The sequence below is a fragment of the Lentzea sp. NPDC051208 genome, from assembly GCF_040682435.1.
Lineage (GTDB): Bacteria > Actinomycetota > Actinomycetes > Mycobacteriales > Pseudonocardiaceae > Lentzea > Lentzea kristufekii.
On record NZ_JBFBAW010000042.1, the window covers coordinates 1 to 13,238 of the forward strand.

Genomic DNA, 13,238 nt, shown 5'->3' on the forward strand with positions numbered 1-13,238 from the left:
GCCCCCCCTCCCCATTGCCCCAGTGTTTTTTGTCGGGCCCCCCCCCCCCGCCGCCGCCCCCGGGCCCCCCGGCCCCCCGCCCCCGCCCCCCCGGACGGTCCCATCATCTAGGGCAGGGAGTCCAGATGAGGAGCGACCGTGTTGGCGAACTGCCAGTTGTTGGAAGCGTCCCAGTTGATCGACCACGTCATGGCGCCGCGGATGGACGGCCAGGTCGTGCTCGGCTTGAACGTCCCGCAGTTGGTGCCGCGGGCGAGGCAGCTGAGCGCGTTGTTGACGTTGGACGGCGACTGGTAGCCGCCACCGGCACCGGACGGCGACGCCGGCAGGCCGAGGCCCACCTGGTCGGCGCGCAGACCGGACTGCAGCTGGATGCACGCGAGCGCGGTCAGGAAGTTGACCGTGCCCTGGCTGTGGACCTGCTGGTCGCAGCCGAGCATCGAGCCGGAGTTGTAGTACTGCATGTTGACGATCGTCAGGATGTCCTTGGTGGCCAGCGCCAGCTTGAAGTACTCGGCGTTGACGTTCTGCATGTCGATCGTCTGCGGCGCCATGGTGATGACCTTGCCGCCACCGGCGTGGATGGCACGCAGCGCCTGACCCATGTACTGGGCGTTGACGCCGTTCTCCAGGTCGATGTCGACGCCGTCGAAGCCGTAGGACGAGATCAGGCCCTTGACGCTGTTGGCGAAGTTCGTGGCCGCCGTCGAGTTGCCGACGCTGATCGTGCCCTTCTCACCGCCGACGGAGATGATCACCTTCTGACCGCGGCCCTGCACGGTCTTGATGTCCGCGCGGAACTGCGCGTCGGTGTAGCCGCCGAGCTGGCTGCTCAGGCCGGGGTCGAGGTTGAACGCGACCTGGCCCTGCACCGCCGTGGCGTCGGCGAACGAGACCGCGATGATGTCGTAGGTGGTGGGGACGTCCGCCAGCTTCAGAGCGCGCGCACCGTTGTAGAAGTTCTGCCAGTAGCCCGTCAGGACGTGCTTGGGCAGACCGGTGTTCGGCGGGTTGCTGGTCGTGGTGGTGGTCGTCGTGGTCGTCGTCGTAGTGGTGGGGGTCGACGTCGTGGTGCTCGTGGTCGTCGGCGGGGTGCCGGGGCCGTCGAGGTTGACGTCGTCGGCGTAGTACGCGGGCTGGCCGTACCAGCCGTGCAGGTAGATCGTGACGCTGGTGGCGCTGCCGGTCGTGAAGTCGACGGTCAGCTGCGAGAAGCCGCTGCTACCCGGCGTCCACGTGTTCTTCTCCACGCCACCGGTGACGCCGAGGTAGACGTAGCTGCCCTGCACCCACGCGGACAGCTTGTAGGCCGTGTTCGGTTGCACCGTCACGGTTTGCTGGCACCGTGCGTTGCTCTGCCCGGCGGGAGCGCCCTGCAGTGCGTACGTGCCGGTGCGCTTCGTGCTGTTGGTGACGCTCGTGCCCTCGGTGCAGGTCCAACCGCTCAGGTTGCCGGCCTCGAAGCCGCTGTTCGCCGCGAGGTTCGCGGCGGCAGCGCTCCCGTTGATCACCAACACCAGACCGGCGCAGGCGAACAGCGCGGACAACAGCGCTATGGCTGCTCGTCTGGTCTTGGACATGGTCCACCTCCACACATCATGCGGCGACCATGTTGTGAGTCGACTAAAAATGGACTAGACCACTGCGTCCGGTCAAGACCTGGTTTAGCTTGATGCGCGTGTTCACCCTCGAAGACGCCATCACGATCGCCACCGCAGCGCACGACGGGCAGGTCGACAAGTCGGGCCGTCCGTACATCGGACACCCGTTGCGGGTCATGGCCGCCGTGACCGGAGAGCACGAGCAGATGGCCGCCGTCCTGCACGACGTCATCGAGGACACGCCGGTGACCGCGGCCGACCTGCTCGCGCGTGGCTGCCCCGCCGCCGTGGTCGACGCCGTCGTGGCGCTGTCGCACCTGCCGGAGGAGCCGCAGGAGGACTACCTGAGGCGCGTGGCCGCGAACCCGCTGGCACTCTCCGTGAAGCGCGCGGACATCAGCGACAACCTCTCCCCCGCCCGCATCGCCCTGCTGGACGAGGCGACGCAAGAGCGCCTGAAGGCCAAGTACGCACGAGCCCTCAGGTTGCTCGACGAGTACGTGAGCTAACTCGCTTCTTCATCGGTACAGGTCGCTTGAACAGGGTGTATTATCGAATCGTAACCAAGATTGGAAGGACACGATGACCCGCCACGACCTGTCCGTGAAGTCCCTGCGCTCGAGCCTGGCTACCCGCCGTGCTGCTCGTGTGAAGCGCCAGAGCCTGGAGCGGCAGTTGGCCAGCTACACCACCGAGAGCGACCGACTCGAACTGGACGCCATCCTGTCGCGCCACAGCGCGGAGGAGACCGGCGAGCTCCGCTCGATCATCAACCGCCAGGCGATGGACCGCTTGATCCGTTCCGCCTGACGAGTACTCCTTGGGCCACCCCGGCAACGTTGCCGAGGGTGGCCTTCGCGTTTCTAGAAGAGCCGCTTGAGGGTCAGGACGTTGTCCTTGCGCGTCTCCTGCTGACCGTCCGGCCCGGTGAGCGGCCGCTCCACCACCTCGTCGGTGATGATGATCCAGTTGTCCTTGAGCGCCAGGTGGTCGAGCACGTCCTTGGTCGTCGGGAAGTAGTAGTCCTGGTGCTCGGACCACGACGGCGCCCCCGCGTGCCCGCCGATGACCAGGTGGCCGCCCGGCGCCACCGCCTGGGAGGCCCGCTTCAGGATGCTGTTGCGCTCCCCGTCCTCCTCGACCGGCGAGTGCAGGAACTGGGCGCTCACCAGGTCGTACAGGCCCTCGGGGAACGTGGCCTTGAGATCGTGCTGCTCCACCGAGATCTCGACACCGGCGTCGTACGCGTGCTTCAGCGCCCGGTCGAGCGCGACCTGCGACACGTCGACGCCCAGCACCCGCCAGCCCCGCTTCGCCAGCCAGACGGCGTCGCCACCCTCCGCGCACCCGATGTCGAGGGCGCTGCCGGGCGTCAGCGCTTCGGCCTCGCGCACCAGCAACGGATTCGGCTTCCCGGACCAGACCTGGTCCCGCTCCGAGTAGAAGGTCTCCCAGAACTCCTGCGCTGTCGTCATACTTGTGACGATGCACCTGGTCGTGCCGATCTGGCAAAAGTCGTTGCCAATACAGCAACGACGCGCAGCTCAGAACAGGGTCGCGGGCTCAACCGGTTCGGGCTCGGGCAGTGCGTCGAGACCGGGCACCAGCGCTCGCACCTCGTCGTGGAACCGGCGGGCGAGCGCCGGCGCGTCGTTGTTGTCGGGGGTGTGCACGAACACCGTCGGCGACCTGCCCTCCCGCAGCCAGTCGGCGACCACCTCGGTCCACGGCCGCCACCCCTCGACCGTCTCCTCGACCGAGTCCCGGCCCAGGTAGCGGACGATCGGCTGGTCGGTCAGCGCCCGCGTTCGCCGCGGCAACCGCGGTTTCCTGTCCCAGGCCTCCCGCTCGCCCTCGCTGGTCGGCGGGCTCTGGAAGAAGACCGTGGTGTCGAACGGCACCCACTCGGCGTCCGCCCCGGCGAGCGCCCCCTCCAGCAGCGACGTCGCTCCGCCGTCGGTGAAGAACAGCGGGTGACGCACCTCCACGGCGCGCCGGAGGCCGGCGGGCAGCCTGCGCAGGAAGCGGGCCAGGGCGTCGACCTCCGCCGGGCCGAACGAGCCGGGCAGCTGGGTCCACAGGACCGCGCGCTCGCCGAGAGGTTCGACCGCGTCCAGGAACGCCCGCATCTCGGCCTCGACGCCGGCCAGGCGTCGCTCGTGCGTGACGACCTTGGGCAGCTTCACCACGAACCGGAAGCCGGGGTCGGTCTGCCGCGCCCAGGTCGTGACGGTCTTCCTGGCGGGCGTCGCGTAGAACGTGGTGTTGCCCTCGACGGCGTTGCACCAGCCCGCGTAGGCCCGCAGCCGCTCCCCGGCGGGGTGCGACTGCGGCAGGTACCGCCCGAGCCACGCCTTGTGGTTCCACATCGCGCAGCCGACATGAAGACGTGCCACTGAAGCCTACTTCTTGCCCTTCGGCTCATCCGTCGACAGCGCGGCGACGAAGGCCTCCTGCGGCACCTCCACACGCCCCACCATCTTCATGCGCTTCTTGCCTTCCTTCTGCTTCTCGAGCAGCTTGCGCTTACGGGTGATGTCACCGCCGTAGCACTTGGCCAGCACGTCCTTGCGGATGGCGCGGATCGTCTCGCGGGCGATCACGCGGGCACCGATCGCGGCCTGGATCGGCACCTCGAACTGCTGCCTGGGGATGAGCTCACGCAGACGGGTCGCCATGCGCGTGCCGTACGCGTAGGCGTAGTCCTTGTGCACGATCGCGCTGAACGCGTCGACCGTCTCACCCTGCAGCAGGATGTCGACCTTGACGAGCTCCGCGTCCTGCTCGCCGGACTCTTCGTAGTCCAGCGACGCGTAGCCGCGGGTGCGCGACTTCAGCGAGTCGAAGAAGTCGAAGATGATCTCGCCGAGCGGCATCGTGTAGCGCAGCTCGACGCGGTCCTCCGACAGGTAGTCCATGCCGCCGAGCTGGCCGCGCTTGCCCTGGCAGAGTTCCATGATCGCGCCGATGTAGTCGGACGGGGCGATGATGGTGCACTTCGTGACGGGCTCGTAGACCTCGGCGCGCTTGCCCTCCGGCCAGTCGGACGGGTTCGTCACGACGTGCTCGGTGCCGTCCTCCATCACGACGCGGTACACGACGTTCGGGGCCGTGGAGATGAGGTCGAGACCGTACTCGCGCTCCAGGCGGTCGCGGGTGATCTCCAGGTGCAGCAGGCCGAGGAACCCGCAGCGGAAACCGAAGCCCAGCGCCGCGGACGTCTCCGGCTCGTAGGTGAGCGCGGCGTCGTTGAGCTGCAGCTTGTCGAGCGCCTCGCGCAGCTCCGGGTAGTCCGAGCCGTCGACCGGGTACAGGCCCGAGTAGACCATCGGACGGGGCTCGCGGTAGCCGGCCAGCGGCTCCGTGGCGCCCTTGCGCTCCGACGTGACGGTGTCGCCGACCTTGGACTGGCGCACGTCCTTCACGCCGGTGATCAGGTAGCCCACCTCGCCGACGCCGAGACCCTGCGACGGCTTCGGCTCCGGCGAGACGATGCCGACCTCGAGGATCTCGTGGGTCGCGCCCGTCGACATCATCTTGATGCGCTCGCGCGGCGTGATCCTGCCGTCGACGACGCGGATGTAGGTGACGACGCCGCGGTAGGTGTCGTAGACCGAGTCGAAGATCATCGCGCGGGCCGGGGCGTCGTCCTGGCCGACCGGCGCCGGAACCTTCCGCACGACCTCGTCCAGCAGCGCACCGACACCGAGACCGGTCTTCGCCGAGACCCGCAGCACCTCCTCCGGCTCGCAGCCGATGATGTGCGCGATCTCCTTGGAGTACTTGTCCGGGTCCGCGGCGGGCAGGTCGATCTTGTTCAGCACCGGGATGATGGTGAGGTCGTTCTCCATCGCCAGGTACAGGTTCGCGAGCGTCTGCGCCTCGATGCCCTGCGCGGCGTCGACCAGCAGCACGGCGCCCTCACAGGCCTCCAGTGCGCGCGACACCTCGTAGGTGAAGTCGACGTGCCCAGGCGTGTCGATCATGTGCAGGACGACGTCCTGCCCGTCGAGCTGCCACGGCAGGCGCACGTTCTGCGCCTTGATGGTGATGCCGCGCTCGCGCTCGATGTCCATGCGGTCGAGGTACTGGGCACGCATCGCCCGCGCTTCGACCACGCCGGTGAGCTGCAGCATCCGGTCGGCCAGGGTCGACTTGCCGTGGTCGATGTGCGCGATGATGCAGAAGTTCCGGATGAGCTCCGGCGGCGTGAAGGTCGTGTCGGCGAACGAGGTCAAGGCAGTCCTCAGCAAAAAATCGGACGGGTGTCCCCCTATGGTCCCATAGTGGCCGGCGTGCTCTGCACCACTAGGGTGCGTCCGTGCAGATGAACGGTGAAGACCCCCGCCCGGCCAAGGGCGCGGTCCGCGAGATCTTCGACGCGGCACGGGCCGCCAAGCTGGACTACGCACCCACCATGGACGGCGACGCCGACCCCGGTGAGGTCGTGTGGGCGTGGGTCCCCTTCGAGGAGGACGCCACCCGCGGCAAGGACCGTCCACTGCTGGTCGTGGGGCATGCGGACGGCGATCTCGTGGCGCTGATGCTCTCCTCGAAGGAGCCGCGCGACGACTTCGTGGAGCTGGGCGCGGGCGCCTGGGACCGCGACGGCCGCCCGTCGTACCTGCGCCTCGACCGCGTCTTCGCCCTCGACTCGGACGACGAGATCCGGCGTGAGGGTGCCGTGCTGGCACCCGCCGCCTTCGGCCAGGTCGTGGACGTCCTACGCCAACGTCACGGCTGGCGCTGAACGAACGCACGCCACGCGGGTGCGCTGAAGCTCAGCGTGCCCGCGTCGGCGTTTTTGGAGTCACGAACGAGCACGTCCTGAGCGAACGACACCTCGACGCACTCGCCGTGCTCGGTGGCGTTGCTACGGCTGCTCTTACGCCAGACGCGGTCCTCGGCCATCGAATTCCTCTCGCGGAGGGCTGACGTACTCCGCCAGCTTCGTCCGCGATTGTCCCGCATCCAATGCGACCTGCTCCAGGTGATTGAAGAGGAGCCTGGTCCGCGCGATGGCTCCCGGATCTTGCACGAGCAGACTCCCCAGGTCGCTTTCACTGAAGGCGACCGGCAGCACCTTGTCGTACTCCCAGAGCACACATCCGGCCGAGGGGACCACCACGTCCGCGGGGACGATCCTGATGGCGTGGGACTCGAACAAGAGCCTCGCGTACTGGTCCTCCATGATCTGGTCGTCACCGACTCGCTGCCGGAGTGCCAGCTCGTGGATGTAGAACAAGCAGGTCGGCCCGCCGATCCGCCGCAAGATCGCCTGCCGGTCCGTGCGGATCCGCACGAGGTTCGGAATTCTCTCCTCGGCCACGAACCCGCCCAGGCGGTACAGCGCGTCGGCGTACTCCGAAGTCTGCACGAGTCCCGGCAACGACAGCTGGGTGTAGCTGGTCATCATCTTGGCCGTGGACTCGGCGAACACAACCGCGCGCAGATCCTCGTGCACCTGCACCACGTACTCGTCGAAGGCGTACCTGTAGCGCCTTCGGAAGTCCTCGAAGAAGTCGATGTCCTTGCCGCACATCGTCAGGAACTGCACCAGGTCGATCTCGCTCGCCCGCGCCTTCCCCTTCTCGATGTTGGTCACCTTGCTCGGGTGCCAGCCCAGCCGCACGGCCATGTGAGCACCGCCCAGATCGGTGCAGGTCTCCCGAAGCCGGCGCAGCTCGTCGCCCAAAGCCCTGCTGCACGCGGTGGATGTGATCACACTCATAGGGCCGACGCTAGGGATTGCAGTCGGTCCAATGAAGGCGCTCATTCGGGTGGAAACAACCTACGCGAGGCGCGTGATGTCGACCGTCACCTCCAGCGCGGTGGCCGCTCCACCCGAGTAGATCCCCTTCAACGGGGCCACGTCCGCGTAGTCACGCCCGAGCGCGACCCAGATGTGCCGCGGCCCGACCGGCATGGCGTTGGTCGGGTCGTACCCCCACCACCCGCCGGTCCACGCCTCGATCCACGCGTGCGACTCGCCGCGCACCGTCTCCCGCAGCGCGCCGTCCTTCTTCGTGTGCAGGTACCCGGAGACGTACCGCGACGGAATCCCCATGCCCCGCAACAACACCAGCGTCAGGTGCGCGAAGTCCTGACACACGCCCTTGCGTTCGTGCCACGCGTCGACGGCCGAGCTGTGCACGCCCGTCGAACCCGGCTGGTACGTCAACTGCTCCCACACCCACCGCGAGGCGGCCAGCACGGCCTCGGACGGCGTCTTGCCCTTCTTGAGCTCGCGCGCCTTCGCCAGCAACTCACGGTTGCGCGGCGTGTAGCGCGTCGGTTCCAGAAACTCCGTGTACCGGTCGAGGACGTTCTCCTCGCGCATGTCCGCCCATGTCCCCGTGGTCACCGGCTCGATCACGTCGCTCGTCTCGACCACCGACGACGCGACGACCTGCAGTTCCTTGTGCGGCGCGTGGAGGTCAAACGACGTGACCTCCGTGCCCCAGTAGTCCGTGTACCGGTACGCACGGGTCGCCGGCGTGGTCTCGACTCGTGAGACCACCACGTTCTGACGGCGGTCACCGCGCGGTGTCAGCCGTGCCTCGTTGTACGACTGCATGACCGGTGCCTCGTACTGATAACCCGTTGTGTGCACGACACGCACTCGCCAGCTCATGGTCAGCCCACCTCGGTGTTCGTCCAGGCGACCCACGGGGACACGTGGAAGTACTGCTGTGACACGGCCTCACCGACGTCACGCACGGTCTTCTGCAACGCCGAAAGACGCTTCGGCAGGTCGGGCAGCAAGTCGTGCGGCTTCAAGAACTCCAGTTCACTCCGTGCCTTGCCCAGCAACCGCAGCGCCTCCGCGCGCGCACCGACGCGCACGGACGGTTGGTTCTCCAGCTGTTCCAGGCACGACTCCGCCTGCCTCAGCGCGTGGAACACCGACCGCGGGAACAGCCTGTCCAACAACAGGAACTGCACCACTCGCGACGCGTCCAACGCGCCGCGGTACGTCCTCAGGTACGTGTCGTGCGCACCGGCCGAACGCAGCACCGTGACCCACCCCGGCGAGGACGCCTTGTCCCCCACCCGAGCCAGCAGCAGCCGCACGATCATGTCGACACGCTCGACCGACCGTCCCAGCACGAGGAACCGCCACCCGTCGTCCCGCGACATCGTGGAGTCCGCGAGCCCGGCGAACATCGCCGCCCGCTCCTCCACGAAGCTGAAGAACGCGTGCGGCCCCATCGTGCGCGCGTAGGTCTGCCGTTCAGCAACGGCGTTCCACATCGTGTTGAGGCACTCCCACATTTCGGTCGACACGACCTCACGAGCACCACGCGTGTTCTCGCGCGCGCTGTTGACCGACGACACGATCGAACTGGGGTTGTCCTTGTTGTACGCCACCAGCTCCGTCAACGACCACACGTCGAACTCGGCAGCACCCTCCGGCGGCGTGATGCCCAGAACCGTCAGCAACTGCCGTGACGTGGCATCGGGGTTGACGGTCGCGTCCTCCAACAGCTGATGGACCGAAACGTCCAGGATGCGCGCCGTGTCGTCCGCCCGTTCGACGTAGCGGCCGATCCAGTACAGCGACTCAGCGTTGCGTGCCAGCATTTGCGCGCCTCCCTACTGCTGCTGCTGTTGCTGTTGCTGGGGCGTGGTCAGCTCCGGCCCTTGCTCAGCCGCCGCAGCCTCCATTTCGGACGGTCCGGCGAGCCCGGGCTGCGCCAGCTCCCGCTCCTGCGTGGACGACTTGGCCGCCAGCACCCACGTGTCCTTGGACCCACCGCCCTGCGACGAGTTCACGATCAAACTGCCCTCGGGCAACGCGACCCGCGTCAACCCACCCGGCAAGACGAAGATGAAGTTGCCGTCGTTCACCGCGAACGGCCGCAGGTCCACGTGCCGGGGCGCCAGCCTGTCACCGATCTTGGTCGGCACCGTGCTCAGCTGCACCACGGGCTGCGCGATCCACCCGCGCGGGTTGGTCTTGATCCGCTTCCGCAGCGAGTTGAGCTCCCTGACCGTCGCGTCCGGCCCGAACACGATCCCGTACCCACCAGAACCCTCGACGGGCTTCACCACGAGTTCGTCGAGGTGGTCGAACACGTGCGACCGTTCCTCGGAGAGCCAGCACCGGAACGTGTCCACGTTGGGCAGCAACGGCTTCTCGCCGAGGTAGTACTGCACGATCTCCGGCAGGTACGTGTAGACGAGCTTGTCGTCCGCCACCCCGTTGCCCACAGCGTTGGCGACGACGACGTTGCCCGCCCGAGCCGAGTTCAACAGCCCCGCGACGCCCAGCACCGAATCAGGCCGGAAGTGCACGGGATCCAGGAAGTCGTCGTCGATGCGCCGATAGATGACATCGACCTGCCGCTCCCCCTCGGTCGTCCGCAGGTACACGAAGTTGTCGCGGCAGAACAGATCCCGCCCCTCGACCAGCTCCACACCCATCTGCCGCGCGAGCAACGAGTGCTCGAAGTACGCCGAGTTCCCAAGCCCAGGCGTCAACACCACAACGTTCGGGTCCGCAGCATTAGGAGCGGCAGCGTTCCTCAACGCCCTGAGCAGATGAACCGCATAGTCCCCCACCGCCCGCACACGATGCCGCGCGAACAGGTCAGGAAACACCCGAGCCATGGTCCGCCGGTTCTCCATGACGTACGAGACACCGCTCGGACACCGAAGATTGTCTTCGAGAACCCGGAACGTCCCCTGCTCGTCCCGCACGAGGTCCACGCCCGAGACGTGGATGCGCACCCCGTTGGGCGGGGTGATGCCGGCCGCCTCCCGGTGGAAGTGCTCGCAGCTCGTGATGAGACGCCGGGGCAACACTCCATCCCGGACGATCTGCGCGTCGCCGTAGATGTCCGCGAGGAACATCTCCATCGCCCGCACCCGCTGAACGATGCCTTTCTCGAGCTTCGACCACTCGGTCGCGGTGATTATCCGCGGAATCAGATCGAGCGGAAACGGCCGTTCCTGGCCGCTGAGCGAGAACGTGATGCCCTGGTCCACAAAGGCCCGCCCAAGGGCTTCACTGCGCGCGTTCAGCTCGTTGACCTGCGACGGAGCCACCGACTCGTACAGCGCGCGATAAGCACTCCGCACTCCGTTGTCCGTCGAGAACATCTCGTCGTAGGCACCGGCATGGGGCCGTTCGGGGTTCAGATAGCCGTTGAACAGCTCACCGAGCCTCGGCGTGGTGACCGTGCGGCTGCGGCGCAGTCCTGAGGTGCGGGCTCGGGGCTCCATGGTCCACATCCTCACCCTGTTCAGGCCGTTTTCCCACTAGTACGACCGGACAGAAACCTCCCGGAAACGAAACTCGGTGCTTTGCCGACCTTGCAGGCGTGACTTCTCCGGACCAAACGACACGGATGAGCCTGGACCGCGTGATCGAACTCGGCGCGCCCATCACCGCGATCGCTGTCAACCAGGACGACCCGGAAGACCCGCTGCTGAAGGTGTCGCTGGGCGACCGGGTCGTGACCGTCCACGCGAACACGGGCGCGGTGTACGAGGGCGACCCCAGGGAGGAGTGGCTGAGTGCGCCCGCAGGCCAGTTGTCAGTGCGAATCAACGAACTCGACGTGAAAGCGCACGGCCCGGACATCACCGTCACCGCGGGAGGGGTCACACGCGCGTTGCGGGGGCATCGTGACGATGTCGGCACACTCGCCGTGTTGCCGACGATGCTCGAACTGATGCTCGTGAGCGGCGGCGGGACCATCAAGGTCTGGGACCTCCGGGCCGGCGAGCAGCTGCGCATGGGACTGCCGGGCGGCCGCACCACCGCGTTGCTCTGCTACGTCGGCGCGGATCTCCGGCCCAGGATCGCGTCCGGCGGTGAGCTCGGCTCGTTGCACGTCTGGGACCCGCAACTGCCTGCACGGCCGAGGACCGGCGGGGTCGTGACGCGGGGATTCAGCGACCGGGTGGCCACAGAGGACCTGCTCGGCCGCGGTGCGCTCGTGCGTGCTCTGGGGGACGTGCTGCGGCCGGGGTCCGACGACGGGCCGACCGTGATCACGGTCGAGGGCGCATGGGGTTCCGGCAAGAGCACCGTGCTGCAACTGGTGAAGGACCTCCTGGTGAGCCCGCCGACCGAGATCTCCCGGCGGCGCAAGTTCACGGTGTCCCGGGCGGACTGGATGCTGTACCGGCCTCCGACCGCGAAGCCGGCGCCGAAGCCGACGGAAATCAACCCGCTGGTGGTGTCGTTCAACCCGTGGCGCCACCAGTCGAGCGAACAGGTGTGGGCGGGACTCGCGAAGGCGGTGACCGAGGCCGTGGAGGCGGCGATCCTGCCTCATCGGAACAACCGCGAGCACTACTGGTTCGCCCGCAACGCCGCCCGTGTCGACCGCCGACACCTCCAGCGCCAGTTGTGGAAGCGGGTCTTCTCGCCGTTGTTGTCGTTCGCTGGCCTGGGTTTCGGGTTGTCGTTGCTCGGCGGGCTGACCAAGCTGAACGTCGGCTGGGCGTGGTGGGTCACCGCCGGCCTGGCCGGGGCCGGTCTGCTGCACACCGGACTGCGCTACCTGTTCGGCAGGGCGTCGGCGTTCCTGCCGGGCGAGTTGTTCGCCGGACCGGTCGCCAGCAACGCCTTCTCCGGCACCACAACGGATCCGTTGATCCGCGACCCGTACTACCACGCCCGATCCGGCTACCTGTACCTCGTGCAGCACGACGTCAGGGCGTTGCTGGAGGACCTGGAGGCGCACGGGTACCGGATGATCCTGCTGATCGACGACCTCGACCGCTGCACACCACGCACCACGGCCCAGGTGTTCGAGGCGATCAACGTGTTCTTGTCCGACGCCTTCCCGGCCACGAGGTTCGTGCTGGGCCTGGACACCGCGGTCGTCGCAGCGCACGTCGACAACGCCTACCGGGAGCTGGCCGACGCGAAGATCGTGACGCACCCGGACGACCCGAGTCCGGGCTGGACGTTCCTGCGCAAGCTCGTCCAGCTGCCGGTGCGCCTGCCCCGCACCACCGAGGACAACGTCGACGACATCCTGCTCGCCCAACTCGGGCCGATCCAACGGGAGGTGTTCGCGCGGTCCATCGTCATGGGTGCCGGTGGTGGCGGGATCTCCGGAATCGCCGGGATGGCGGCCAGGATCTCGACCGAGGTCCTCCGGCTGGAGGTCGTCGCCATCGAACGGCACCCCGAGGTGCGCGAGCACCTGCGTCGCCGGCTCAAGGCCCAGCCCGAACAATCAGTGCGCGAGGAAAAGCGCCTGCTCAACGTGTGGCAGTTCTACCTGCGCGTCCTGCGCTCGGCCAACGTCGGGACGGCCTGCCACCTGGTGGCCATCGCCGAGATCACGGTCCGATGGCCCGCCTATCTCCAGCGGTTGCGCGGCGGCTGGCAGGAACTGGCCGATGCGGTCGCCGACGACGTCCAATGGGGTGCCGCGATCGCCCGGCTCGGGTTTTCCTACGCCGACCGCAAGCCCGCGGCGAACCTGCGGGAATTGCTGCGCGACTGCGACGCGCACGCCGTGGCAGAGCTCGCCGACAAGCTGTTTTGACGGCCTCGTCCGTCCCGGGGAAAAGCAAAAAGCCCTGCGGGGAGCGCTTGTGGCGCTCAACCCGCAGGGCAAATTAAGTTCGGCGGCGACCTACTCTCCCACACCGTAACCAGTGCAGTAC

The 13,238-nt window shown here is 67.6% G+C and carries 13 protein-coding genes; 4 read left to right on the top strand and 9 right to left on the bottom strand.

What is annotated here, in order from left to right; genetic code table 11:
• Positions 1-107: 107 nt before the first annotated feature.
• A complete protein-coding gene (locus AB0M48_RS45360) occupies positions 108-1,580 on the bottom strand; it encodes a glycosyl hydrolase family 18 protein (RefSeq protein WP_363855554.1) in 1,473 nt (490 codons plus the stop codon).
• 98 nt (positions 1,581-1,678) lie between these two features.
• Here AB0M48_RS45360 and AB0M48_RS45365 point away from each other — a divergent pair, with 98 nt between their 5' ends.
• Complete coding sequence (locus tag AB0M48_RS45365) at positions 1,679-2,110, top strand: phosphohydrolase (protein WP_363855557.1); 432 nt, start codon at positions 1,679-1,681, stop codon at positions 2,108-2,110.
• A gap of 73 nt (positions 2,111-2,183) precedes the next feature.
• Positions 2,184-2,411 carry a hypothetical protein gene (locus AB0M48_RS45370; protein WP_363855560.1) on the top strand — a complete coding sequence of 76 codons (228 nt, stop codon included), beginning with the start codon at positions 2,184-2,186 and terminating at the stop codon, positions 2,409-2,411.
• Positions 2,412-2,464: 53 nt separating this feature from the next.
• On the opposite strand, the gene AB0M48_RS45375 is transcribed toward AB0M48_RS45370, so the two are convergent.
• The 3 genes from AB0M48_RS45375 to lepA all read right to left on the bottom strand — a co-directional run bounded on the left by AB0M48_RS45375 (position 2,465) and on the right by lepA (position 5,839).
• Positions 2,465-3,076, bottom strand: a complete 612-nt coding sequence (locus AB0M48_RS45375; protein ID WP_363855563.1) for a class I SAM-dependent methyltransferase — start codon at positions 3,074-3,076, stop codon at positions 2,465-2,467.
• Between the two features lie 69 nt (positions 3,077-3,145).
• Positions 3,146-3,970 carry a DUF72 domain-containing protein gene (locus AB0M48_RS45380; protein WP_363855587.1) on the bottom strand — a complete coding sequence of 275 codons (825 nt, stop codon included), beginning with the start codon at positions 3,968-3,970 and terminating at the stop codon, positions 3,146-3,148.
• 33 nt (positions 3,971-4,003) lie between these two features.
• Positions 4,004-5,839 carry a translation elongation factor 4 gene (gene lepA / locus AB0M48_RS45385; protein WP_363855565.1) on the bottom strand — a complete coding sequence of 612 codons (1,836 nt, stop codon included), beginning with the start codon at positions 5,837-5,839 and terminating at the stop codon, positions 4,004-4,006.
• 89 nt (positions 5,840-5,928) lie between these two features.
• Here lepA and AB0M48_RS45390 point away from each other — a divergent pair, with 89 nt between their 5' ends.
• On the top strand, positions 5,929-6,351 hold the full coding sequence (locus AB0M48_RS45390) for a type II toxin-antitoxin system PemK/MazF family toxin (protein ID WP_363855568.1): 423 nt from the start codon (positions 5,929-5,931) through the stop codon (positions 6,349-6,351).
• Here AB0M48_RS45390 and AB0M48_RS45395 read toward each other — a convergent pair.
• From AB0M48_RS45395 to AB0M48_RS45415, 5 genes are read right to left on the bottom strand one after another with little or no spacing between them, the layout of a single operon-like run.
• Entirely contained in the window at positions 6,336-6,512 is a 177-nt protein-coding gene (locus AB0M48_RS45395) for a DUF397 domain-containing protein (RefSeq protein WP_363855571.1), read from the bottom strand. The genes AB0M48_RS45390 and AB0M48_RS45395 overlap by 16 nt on opposite strands.
• Entirely contained in the window at positions 6,487-7,332 is an 846-nt protein-coding gene (locus AB0M48_RS45400) for a helix-turn-helix transcriptional regulator (protein WP_363855574.1), read from the bottom strand. Before AB0M48_RS45400 ends, AB0M48_RS45395 begins: the two co-directional genes overlap by 26 nt.
• A gap of 60 nt (positions 7,333-7,392) precedes the next feature.
• Complete coding sequence (locus AB0M48_RS45405; RefSeq protein WP_363855576.1) at positions 7,393-8,235, bottom strand: transglutaminase family protein; 843 nt, start codon at positions 8,233-8,235, stop codon at positions 7,393-7,395.
• A 2-nt stretch (positions 8,236-8,237) separates the two neighbouring features.
• Positions 8,238-9,185 carry an alpha-E domain-containing protein gene (locus tag AB0M48_RS45410; protein WP_363855579.1) on the bottom strand — a complete coding sequence of 316 codons (948 nt, stop codon included), beginning with the start codon at positions 9,183-9,185 and terminating at the stop codon, positions 8,238-8,240.
• A 12-nt stretch (positions 9,186-9,197) separates the two neighbouring features.
• A complete protein-coding gene (locus AB0M48_RS45415; protein ID WP_363855582.1) occupies positions 9,198-10,838 on the bottom strand; it encodes a circularly permuted type 2 ATP-grasp protein in 1,641 nt (546 codons plus the stop codon).
• A gap of 116 nt (positions 10,839-10,954) precedes the next feature.
• On the opposite strand from AB0M48_RS45415, the gene AB0M48_RS45420 reads away from it, so the two are divergent.
• Positions 10,955-13,117 carry a P-loop NTPase fold protein gene (locus tag AB0M48_RS45420; protein ID WP_363855584.1) on the top strand — a complete coding sequence of 721 codons (2,163 nt, stop codon included), beginning with the start codon at positions 10,955-10,957 and terminating at the stop codon, positions 13,115-13,117.
• Positions 13,118-13,238: the final 121 nt, after the last annotated feature.